Annotated in this window: 5 protein-coding genes; all 5 read left to right on the top strand. The window is 37.4% G+C overall.

Annotated elements, in window-relative coordinates; translation table 11 throughout:
- The 5 genes from BUC21_RS04145 to BUC21_RS04125 all read left to right on the top strand — a co-directional run bounded on the left by BUC21_RS04145 (position 1) and on the right by BUC21_RS04125 (position 12,112).
- Positions 1 to 540 (top strand): hypothetical protein, encoded by a 540-nt coding sequence (locus tag BUC21_RS04145; protein ID WP_073399487.1) that lies wholly within the window; start codon positions 1 to 3, stop codon positions 538 to 540.
- A 111-nt stretch (positions 541 to 651) separates the two neighbouring features.
- Positions 652 to 4,920 carry a hybrid sensor histidine kinase/response regulator transcription factor gene (locus tag BUC21_RS04140; protein ID WP_073399485.1) on the top strand — a complete coding sequence of 1,423 codons (4,269 nt, stop codon included), beginning with the start codon at positions 652 to 654 and terminating at the stop codon, positions 4,918 to 4,920.
- A 129-nt stretch (positions 4,921 to 5,049) separates the two neighbouring features.
- Complete coding sequence (locus BUC21_RS04135) at positions 5,050 to 8,031, top strand: SusC/RagA family TonB-linked outer membrane protein (RefSeq protein WP_073399483.1); 2,982 nt, start codon at positions 5,050 to 5,052, stop codon at positions 8,029 to 8,031.
- Between the two features lie 22 nt (positions 8,032 to 8,053).
- Entirely contained in the window at positions 8,054 to 9,685 is a 1,632-nt protein-coding gene (locus tag BUC21_RS04130) for a RagB/SusD family nutrient uptake outer membrane protein (RefSeq protein WP_073399641.1), read from the top strand.
- A 132-nt stretch (positions 9,686 to 9,817) separates the two neighbouring features.
- A complete protein-coding gene (locus BUC21_RS04125) occupies positions 9,818 to 12,112 on the top strand; it encodes a GH92 family glycosyl hydrolase (protein ID WP_073399481.1) in 2,295 nt (764 codons plus the stop codon).
- Positions 12,113 to 12,124: the final 12 nt, after the last annotated feature.

The following is a 12,124-nucleotide window of genomic DNA, read 5'->3' as shown; positions in this document are numbered from 1 at the left end:
ATGAAAAGAATAATATGTTTAGGAATGTTTGTCATGTTGCTGACTATGTGTGTTAATGCACAGATAAACGAAAAGTATAAGTTTGTTTTTAAATTGCATGGACAAACTCGTAATTATGACGTTTGTATTACAGAAAAGCAGGATACTATCCGTTTTGAATGGAGTGTCTTACGTAACTTTAACAGGCAGAAGGGATGTTACAAAATGGGGAGGCAGAATGTTGAAGACGGTAGCAGTCTGAGCTGGTTGCAACCTGTTGATGGATGCGTAGTAGCACTACCTGCGAATGAAACTTTTGGCTTTATCTCACGCAGTGCATGGAAATCGTTGAAAGAAAAAGGTTGGTTTGTCTATAATGGAACGACCTATCGGAAGGCTGCTGAAGAATTAACAGAAGAACAAGAGTTTAATGGAAAAAAAACAATTCATGTATTAGCAGATGTAGACTTGACGAATATGTGGATTATAGATAATGAAAACTTACCTCTAATTTATAAAACTAGTGATAATCCCTTGGAAATTGATTGGACTGTGGAATAGAAATTGTTTACTGAAACAATTTGTGCAGGTATTTGTTGTTTCTCAAAGAAAAGAAATATACTTTTGTTCTTTGAACCAATAAAGCTTTGAGAAACTAGTACTAGTCCATAAATGAAAAGAAAAACATATAAAATTATAAATAGAAGTATAGATTGCTTGTTGCTGGCTTGTCTTTTAGCAATTGTAATTCCATGTCATGCGCAAGTATCTCTTCGAAAAATCCTGGACCAATATAATTTTTCGGCTATTACCATCAGCGATGGGTTACCTCACAATTATATAGACGATATCTATAAAGATAGTCAGGGATTTCTGTGGCTGTCTACACACAATGGGCTTTCACGTTATGATGGCTATTCTTTTGTAAACTATAATATTACAACGCCAACTGTACGTTTACGTTCTAATTTCATTAACCAGGTATGCGAAGACGGTTTTAACCGTTTGTGGATTGCTTCTGAAGCAGGACTGGATTTATTGAATTTAAAGACTAACAGGCTGGAGCCGATTGATTTTTCTTTTTTTAAAAGCGAAGATCTTTCTAAAGAACCTGTTTACTTTATTGTCTGTGATAAAGATAAATCTATCTGGCTGGCCACTCAGACAAATCTGTATCACTTATTCTTTACTTCGGAAGGTCGCATTGAACGTTGCGTTGCACTTACTTCAAAATATGAACGACACTCTGCTTCCATTACCGCTTTAAGTCTGGTTAATGGAGATATATGGGTGGGCTATGGTCCGAATGTGTTTAAGGTAATTTCCAGAAAGCTTGGCCCAATGAGATTGCTAAAGCTTATGCCGTCTTTCTCTTTTGGTAAAGAAGCCATTGTTCACTGTTTCTGTCTTTACAGAGGAGATATCTGGGTAGGAACAGATAGAGGACTTTTTCGTTATGATAAACGAAGTAAAAAGTGTAAGCTGTATTCTTCTCAGGATGGGAATATAAACTCTTTGACACAGGATTATATTACAGACATTGCAATAACACAAAATCAAGAACTGGTTGTTTCAACTCTTAAAGGACTAAACTTTTATAATCCCGCATCAGATGATTTTGTGCGGTTGGAGAAATCTGTCTATACTTCGGAACATATTAACAGCTCTAGTTTTATTAATTGCCTTTTTGTTGATGGACCAATACTGTGGATAGGAACAGAAATTAGCGGCATGAATAAGATGGAGAGCCGTAATTTGAAACTTCGTTTATATACCAATAACAGATATGACATAAGTAGCTTGGCTGAAAATCCTGTTAATTCCATTTTTGAAGATTCTTACGGAAATCTTTGGTTAGGTAATGTTGAACAAGGGCTTAGTTTACGTAAAAAGGGTACAGACGAATTTATACATTATCGTCATCAGGCAGGAAATTCCAATAGTCTGAGCCATAATTCTGTATGTGCTATTGCACAAGATAATCGTAATCAGCTATGGGTTGCTACATCGGGAGGCGGAGTTGACCGGACCAGCTTGAATAATCTGGCAAATCTTTCGTTTACAAACTATAGTACAAGGAATACTCCTCTTCGTAGCAATTTTATAGGATCTCTTTGTTTTGATAAGTTAAATGATGGAATGTGGATTGGTACTGCTGAAGGATTGTCTTTTTACGATCTGAACCGGAATACATTTACTAATATTGTATTGCCAACCGACCGCTTGCCTAAAAACTCATTGGTTAATATGCTTATTGATCGAAAACAAAGATTATGGGTTGGTACTCATCATGGCTTGATTATCATTGATCTATACTCGTTTGCCAAAAACCGGAAAAATGTTAGTTTTCACTATATGGAATACAAACTGGATAATCCGCAGAGTAAACTGATAGAGAAAATATGTTGCATTTTTGAGGCCTCGGATGGTACAATTTGGTTAGGCAGCAACGGTTATGGCGTTTATCGCTTAGAAGAAAGTAAGGATTACCATTATAAGTTTTCTAATTTTACTACCAAGAACGGCTTATGTGATAATACTATTTTTGGTATTTTGGAAGACAAACAGCATCGACTTTGGTTCAGTACAAATGATGGACTTTCATGTTATACACCAAAATCGAAAAATTTTGCAAACTACTATCAAAAGGATGGGTTACTTTCCGGACAATTTTATTGGAATGCATATTGCCGTGCAAAAGATGGTACTCTTTATTTTGGAGGAATTGATGGAATGATAGGACTTAATGGAGTAGGGATTAACCATAACAAGAAACATGTTCAGAAAGTTATTTTTACTCGTCTCTCCGTTCTGGATAACGATATAACACAAGGCGGAAATAGTTATCTGAAGAAAAGCATATCATGGGCTAATGAAGTACATCTCCATGAACGTGATAAATCGTTCTCTATAGAGTTCTCTGCTTTAGATTATGAGAATGCAGGAAAACTGAAGTATTATTATCGCTTGATAGGTTTCGATAATAAATGGATTGAATGTGATCCGAAAAGACATTATGCAAGCTATACTAACTTGAAAGCTGGACATTATAAATTTCAGGTAAAGGTACAGAACCCTCTGAATATGAGTGATAGCCAGATAACAGAACTTTCTATAACTGTTTCGCCCTTCTTTTATAAGACTTGGTGGTTTTTCTTCCTTATGATAATTATCGCAGCAATAATAGTGTTCTATTGGTATCAGTGGCGGATTTCTACTTATAAGGAGCAAAAACGGATCTTGACAGAAAAGGTAAAAGAACGTACGCTGGAACTCGAAGAAAAAATGAATGTTCTTTCTCATCAGAACGATTTGTTAACGCAGCAAAAGAAACAATTAATAGAATTGTCCAAACGAATACAGGAAATTACTGCTGATAAAATTTCGTTTTTTACAAATATAACGCATGAATTCAGGACACCTATCTCCTTAATTCTTGGACCTATAGATCGTGCATTAAAGCTGAGCAATAATCCAGAAGTGAGAGAGCAGCTAAACTTAGCGGAACGAAATTCAAAGTCATTACTTTCTTTGGTAAATCAATTGCTGGATTTCCGTAAGGTGGAATCAGGACGAATTATGATAGCAAAAAAGCAAAACAATTTGCCTGCTTTTATTCAAAGTACTGTAGTACCATTTGAAGCCTTTGCAAAAGATAGGCAAATTGAAGTTCGTTGCATGATTCGTACAAAGAACGCCTTTTACCTGTATGATGAAGAATGGATGCGGAAAGTTTTGGTGAATTTGCTTTCCAATGCCATTAAGTTTACGCCTAATGGAGGAAAAGTTAATCTTTATGTGTATTCTTATATTGATGAAAAAGGACAGAATAGAATTTATATATCGATCTCTGATACAGGTGTTGGAGTACTGAATGAAGATTTGGATAAAATATTCGATCGCTTCTATCAGTCTCGGAAGAATATGAAGTTTCATATTTATGGTCAGAGCGGAACAGGTATAGGTCTGTACCTTTGCAAGCGTATTATTAATGAACACGGTGGACGAATTTACGCCCGAAATAATAAAAAATCCGGAGTTACAGTCCGAATTCTGATGCCTATGGAGGTTTATGAGCCACAAACTGATGAAGGACTTTATCAAGAAGTTGGTGCAAATCAGGAAGCTGAAGCTATTTCTAAAATTTCAGAACAAATAGAAGGTGAGAATGATAAACTGAAGAAAACAATATTGGTGGTTGATGATAATCCCGATATGCGTGCTTATGTTCGTTCCATATTGATCTCTGAATATAATATTATTGAAGCGGAAGATGGAGCACAAGCACTGACCTTGCTTAAGTCTAATAACATAGACTTTATTGTCAGTGACTTGATGATGCCTGTCATGGATGGTCTTGAACTATCTAAAAAAGTAAAGGAGGATTTATCTATCTCTCATATACCTATTTTAATGCTTACTGCTAAAGTCTCCGATGATACCCGTTTGGAAAGCTACCGTATTGGTGTGGACGAATATTTGCAGAAACCATTTAATGAAGAACTGTTGTTGGTTCGTATACATAATATTTTTAAAACACGGCAAACAACTCAGCAACAGTTTGATGTTCAAATGGATCCCGGAACTCTGCGTATAGATGAAGAGTCACGCGATAGCAAATTCCTGAATAGTGTGATGAGTGTTATTGAGGATAGTTATAAAAATCCGGATTTTGATGTAAATTCATTTGCTGAGGCTATGGGAATTAGCAAAACATTGCTTAATCAGAAATTACAGAATTTGGTAGGAACTTCAACAGCAAAGTTTATAGGTAATTATCGTCTGAAAAAGGCTCAGGAACTTATTAATATTAACAAAATAAGCAAGAATATGAATGTTTCTGAGATTGCTTATGAAGTAGGCTTTAACGATCCTAAATATTTCAGCCAATGTTATTTTAAGAAGTTTGGTATATTGCCTAGTGCTTCTCTGGATAATTAATGAACACAATTGGTTAAATATCGGAAACTGCTCAATTCTCCTCCTTTATTTTTCGATTTTCATCCTTCATCTGATTGTTGTGATCTACTTTAGCGGCGTAAAAAAATTATTTAACCTAAGTTTATAGTTATGCGCAAAACACTTTTAGCATGTCTTTTCATCTTTTTGATGAGTAGCATTTCCGTATTTGCTCAAAAAAGTATGATTACTGGAAAGGTGGTCGACGTGAACAACGAGCCACTGATTGGTGTTAATGTCCTGGTGAAAGGAACTACTAACGGAACCGTTACTGATATTGACGGAAAGTATTCCATTTCAGCTCCATCAGGAAGTACTCTCTCATTTACCTATGTTGGTTTTACAGCCCAATTAATTAAGGTAACTCAAAATGTTATTAATGTAACCTTAAAAGAAGACAGCAAAACTTTGAATGAAGTCGTTGTTGTAGGTTACGGTAGTATGACCCGTAAGGATGTTACTAGTTCTATTACTACAGTGAAAGCTGACAAACTGAATACCGGTGTTTATACCGATCCGGGACAGTTATTGCAAGGCAAGGTTCCTGGATTAACTATCGTTCAGAGCAGTGATCCTACATCTGGAACAGCTTCTATCTCTCTTCGTGGTGCATCTTCTTTGCGTTCAGGCGCAGCGATGGAACCTTACTATGTTATTGACGGTATTCCTGGTATGTCTTTGAATCTTGTAGCTCCAGAGGATATTGAATCAATTGATGTGCTTCGCGACGCATCTGCAACTGCTATTTATGGTTCTAAGGCTGCCAATGGTGTGATTGTTATCACTACAAAGAAAGGAAGCAAAACTGATCGTACATCTGTTTCATATAGTGGTTATGTTGGATTTGATAACATAGCTAAACGTCTTGATATGATGTCGGCTAGTGATTTGAAATCTTACGCAGCAGCTAATAATATCACACTTCCTAATGATAAAGGTTCCAATACGAATTGGAATGATGAAGTGCTTCGTACAGCAGTCAGCCACAATCATAATGTTTCTATTAACGGAGGAAACGAACGTTCAAGCTACAATGCCAGCATGAGTTATTTAAATAAAGAAGGTATTGTTCTTGGTACTGAATTTGAACGTTTTTCAGGTCGTGCTTATGTGCAGACAAAATGTTTAAATGACCGTTTGACTTTGGCTTTCAATGTTAATGCAGCACAAAGCAAAGGCAAGACTGTTTCATCAAATAAAGACGGTCAGAGTGTATTTGATGCCATGAACTATTATTCACCTTTACTTCCTACAAAAAATGAAGATGGTTCTTGGTATAATTACACAGCTGTAAATCAATATTTCAACCCGCTATCCATGATCTATGAGGACTCTTATGAAACGATTAAGAAAGATCTTCAGGGAACAGGTAAGGCCACTCTACAAATCAATAAGGATTTAGCTTGGAACTTGAATCTTTCTTATGAGAACGAGCAAATCAACTATAACAATTATAATACTATACAGTCTCAGATTGTTAATACTAATGGTAATGCTTATCGTGGAACTGTTGAAAATAAAAAGAAAGTGCTTGAAACCTATTTTAATTATGATCATACATTTGCTAATGTTCATAAATTAGGTTTAATGGCCGGTTATTCTTATGAGCAATCGGACAATAACGATGGCTTTGGTCTTAATGTTTATAATTTCTATAGCAATGCTACTTCATACTATAACCTTGCTTTTGCTAACAAAATGGACATGAGTGGTATCTCGGGTTATGGACTGGAAACTCTTCGTATGATTTCTTTCTATGGTCGTTTGAATTATTCATATAACAGTAAATACATGCTTCAGGCTACTTTCCGCCGTGATGGTTCTTCGGCTTTCGGTAAAAATAATCGTTGGGGAACATTCCCTTCTGCATCTCTTGCATGGCGTATGAGCGAAGAGAAATTTATCAAAGATTTGAACGTATTTGATGATTTGAAATTCCGTGTAGGTTATGGTGTCAGTGGTAACTCTTTGGGATTTGGCGCTTACCAGGCAATTCAGACTTATGGTCCTTCAGGATGGTTTACATATACAGATGCTAATGGAAATTCCAGTCTTTACCGTACAATCGCTGCTCAGTCTAATGCAAATCCTGATTTGAAATGGGAACGAACTGCAATGCTCAATTTAGGTCTTGATTTTACTTTCTTTGGAGGTCGTCTAGGTGGTACAATTGAATACTATGATAAGCGTACAAGCGATTTGATTCACCCATATAGTGTATCAACAAACCGTTACCCTTATGGTTGGATGTATGCAAATGTAGGTGATATTGACAATAAAGGTATTGAATTAACAATTAATGCAACCCCTATCAGTACAAAGAAATTCACTTGGGATACAAGCTTGAACCTTTCACATAACAAAAACAACGTGAAAAGTATTTCCAATAGTGATTATTCTGTAGCCTATATTGCATCAGGCGATCCGGAAATTGCAGGTTATTCTTCAAACGCACAAGTAGAGCGTATTATGGAAGGTCATCCACTTGGAACGTTCTATACTTATGAATGGGCTGGTTATAATTCAGATGGTGTATCAATATTCTACAAACATGATCCAGTAACTGGAGAACGCACTGGCGAAACTACAAAAGATCCAGTTGATACAGACCGTACTATTACAGGTTGTGCACAGCCTAAGTTGAATTTGGGTTGGACAAACAACTTCAAATATAAGAACTGGAGTCTGGATTTGTTCTTTACAGGAGTTTTTGGCAATAAGATTTATAATGCAACTCGCGAACAATATAGTAATGTAAGCTTCGTAACCGAAGGCAGAAATGTACTGAAATCAGTAGCTACAGAACAAAGAGCAACAGACGTTCAGTCACAAGCTCCTTCAGATCGTTGGTTGGAAAATGGTGATTATTTCCGTTTGTCAACTCTTTCTTTAGGTTATTCATTTGGAAAGTTGGGTAATTGGGTTAACTCACTCAAGGTATATGCAACCTGCAATAACTTGTTTACAATTACTGGCTATTCCGGCCGTGATCCTGAAATTAATCTTGGTGGCTTGGAACCGGGAATAGATAGACGAACTAATTATTATCCTCGTACTCGTACATTTATGCTAGGTGTAAATGTTAATTTCTAATCATCTAAAAATTGAACTTACAATGAAAAACTATATTAAAAATACCTTATTAGCAGGTTTGCTGATATCATCAGTAACGGCCTGTACCGATTTGGATGTAGATATTAAGTCAACCTATACTTCTTATCCGAGTTCCGAAATTGCAACTGAGGCAAAGATGGCGGATTTGTACTATGGATTCCGTGGTGCTTTAGGACGTCGTTTTACAGAAGCAGTATGGCTATCTTCCGACGAATTTACTGCAGTTACTTATGGTGGTAACTGGTATGACGGTGGTAATTATGTTCATTCTACGCTTCACATGAGTAATCCTGATGATGCACATGTCGATTGGCTTGGTGATATCACAGGAGCCATTACTAAATGTAATCGGGCTATTGTAGACCTTGGAGGCGAAAGTGCAACTGATGAGTCTATAGCAAAAGCTTTAGCAATGCGTGCTTTCTATCATTTCATCTTTATGGATATGTTTGGCGATGCGCCTATTTTGGATCATGTTGTTGCAGCTGATGAGGCAATTGACCGTTCTCCACGTGCAGATGTAGCAGCCTTTATTGAGAACGATCTACTTCGTGCCATTAATTCCGGCGGCTTATCTGAAAATGTTGATGCTTCGACTTATGGAAAGCCTACTGTATGGATGGCTAAGGCTCTTCTTGTAAAACTGTATCTAAATTGGGCTGTTTACACTTGTGGTGACGTTGCTAATTATGAGCCTACTTTGGCAAATGCCAAACTTAATGATGCAGTGAAATACTGTGATGAAATAATTAAAAGCGGTAAGTTTAATCTGAGTGATAGTTATCGCAAGAAATTTATGCCGACTAATGGTTACCAGATTAAGGATTTTATCTATGCAATGCCTTATGATAATGCAACAGCGCAAGGTCTGACATACGCTCGATTCCAATACTGGCCTAAATTTAATAATGATGGAGGAACTGGTACTGGTTTGCTAGGCGTAACACTTTCAAAGAATGCCGGTGGTATTTTTACAGTTACACCTGAAGCTGCCGATCGTTTCTCTCTGGTAGGAGATGAACGTAATGATATCATTTTGAAAGATGCGCTTAATACTTATAATATTACAACCTTTGATAAAACCACAACGCCTTACATGTATAAAGGAGAGCGTGTAGTACTTACCAAAAATGTAACTTTACTTATACCGGGTGATGCCTCTATGAATGTAGGTGATAACTTTAATGGTTGGAATCAAGGTTACCGTTGTATTAAGTGGGGTATTCAGGCTTCTGATTATGAAACTTATAACCGTAACCAAAGTAACGATGTGCCTATTTTCCGTTATGCAGATATTCTACTGATGAAGGCTGAAGCTATTCTTCGTGGTGCAACAGCTACCAACGGCGATACTCCTATGAGTTTGTTCAATCAGATTCGCAGTTATGTAAAAGCTCCTACATTAACTACAGCTCCTACTTTGCAAGATGTTCTTGACGAACGTGGACGTGAGTTCTTTAGTGAGATGTGGCGTCGCAATGACTTGATCCGTTTTGGTCAGTTCGAAAAGGATTGGGGATTGAAACATGTTGTAAATCCAGCTGCAAAAACTCAGAAATGGCGTCGTATATTTCCAATTCATAGAAATGTTATGAACTCTAATACCAACTGGAAACAAAACACTGGATACTAACAAAGAAAAAGTAAAGCTATAGTGTTGTGCTCTTGGGGAGAAGATAATAAATTGTCTTATTGGTTATAAGTGTAAAGATATTCATCCTTCTCCCCATTTTTTACCCTTTTACTTAGTTTTACTTTTAGATTTATGAAGAATAGAAAGTACCTTTTTTTAGTTTTATTGTGCTGCTTGTGTAATAGAGCTACTTCGCAGGAGTTGTTACAACAATATGTTGATACCCGCGTGGGAACAGCTGCAAGCATAACTCAAACAGCTGGTAAGTTTGGTAAGCATTCAGAAGAATATGGGCAGACTTTGCCCGCTGTATTAGTACCTCATGGTATGAACTTCTGGACACCACAGACCCAGGATACAGAGCGTAAATGCATTGCTCCTTATTACTACAGAGATAGCAAGCTGCAGGGATTCCGCAATTCGCATTGGATTGTGGGAGGATGTACGCAGGATTATGGCAGTATGACTTTAATGACAGTATCAGGAGTTCTGAAAACTACTCCCGAAGAGAGAGCTTGTTCTTTTTCTCATGAAAAGGAAATTGCAACTCCGTCATATTACTCAGCTTATCTGGAAGATTATCACACACAGGCAGAAATGACCGCCCAATCTCGTTCTGCTTTGTTTCGTTTTACTTATGATGAAGAGGGAATGGCCTATTTGGTGGTTAACCCTAATAGTGATGAAGGAGAGGGGTATATTGAAATAGATTTGGAAAAACGTGAGATTAGAGGATACAATCCCGCTCATCGTATTTATCAAGGGTGGGGTGAACCCACAGGATTTAGTGGCTATTTTGTGGTAAGGTTCGAAAAAGAGCCTTCAACGTATGGCGTTTACCAAGACAGCTTGGTTTATTCAAAACAGAAATCAATTGGAAAAAAATATAATATAGGCGCTTTTATCGGTTTTAAGGTTGCGGCGCATGAAAAAGTAATGGTAAAAGTGGGTTCTTCTTTTACCGATATGAAGGGGGCCTTGAATAATCTTGATGCAGAGATTCCTCATTGGAATTTCGATCAGACCAAAAATCAACTTGAACAATGTTGGCAAAACCAGCTATCTAAACTAAATGTTCAAGGTGGCAGTAAAGAAGATAAAGAGAAATTCTATGGAGCTTTATACCGTTCATCGTTTTTGCCGAGGGTCTTTAATGACGTAGATGGACGTTATCCTTCTTTTGCAAAAGGTACTCCAATCCGTAAGATAGAAAAGGGTGATTATTATGATGATTTTAGCATGTGGGACACCTATCGTGCTTTGCATCCTCTCTTGACAATCATTGATCCGAAACGGGATGGTGAGATGGTTCAGTCGTTGGTTGAGAAATATAAGCAAGGTGGTTGGCTACCCATTTTCCCTTGTTGGAACAGTTACACGGCAGCCATGATAGGAGATCACTGCATTTCGGTTATTGGAGATGCTTATATAAAAGGCATAAAAGGCTTCGATATTGAAACAGCTTATAAAGCTATGCGGCAGAATGCTTTTCAATCACCGGCTTCGTTCGAAGATTATAAAAACGGTATGGGGCGCAGGGCTTTGACTTCTTACACAAAGTACGGGTATATTCCATTGGAAGACTCTGTGCCGGAAGCATTTCATATGAATGAGCAGGTTTCTCGTACATTGGAATATGCGTATGATGATTATGTATTGGCACAAGTAGCTAAGAAACTAGGGAAAATATCAGATTATAAGTTGCTTACTAAGCGTGCAAAGAACTGGCAAAATGTGATTGATAAACGAACCGGATACGCTCAGGGAAGACATGCTGACGGCACTTTCCTTAATGCTGATAATGCATTTGGCTTTGCACGGTTCATTACCGAAGGAGCACCTTGTCACTATACGTGGTATGTTCCGCAAGATGTGCAAGGATTAGTTCAATGGATGGGTGGCAAGAATAAGTTTGTAAGCAAGCTGGATTCCATGTTTAGTGAATTGAGATACTGGCACGGCAATGAGCCTTGCCATCAGATTGCTTACTTATATAATTATGTGGGTGAGTCCTGGAAAACCCAGAAGCAGATTTGCCATATTCGCAATACAGAATATGTTAATGCTCCGGGGGGATTGTCCGGTAATGATGATGCCGGTCAGATGTCTGCCTGGTATGTTTTTTCAGCAATGGGATTTTATCCTGTTTGTCCCGGAAATCCATATTACGTAATAGGTTCTCCGGCATTTGAAAAGATGAGTATCCGCCTTGAAAATGGGAAAGAGTTTGTAGTAAAAGCTCATGGCGTTTCAACAGAGAACATTTATATCCAGTCGGCAACGCTGAATGGAAAAATATTTGAGAATAGTTACATAACTCATAAGCAGATTCTCGAAGGTGGAATTCTGGAATTTGTAATGGGAGCTATTCCGAATAAAAGCTGGGCTGCTAAAAAGGAGAATTGTCCGCAATCTATTTTGAAATAAAGAGTGTATAGA

Source organism: Bacteroides luti (assembly GCF_900128905.1).
Classification (GTDB): Bacteria; Bacteroidota; Bacteroidia; order Bacteroidales; family Bacteroidaceae; genus Bacteroides; species Bacteroides luti.
Note: the sequence above shows the minus strand (reverse complement) of the source record. Positions and strands in the feature narration are given on the sequence as shown.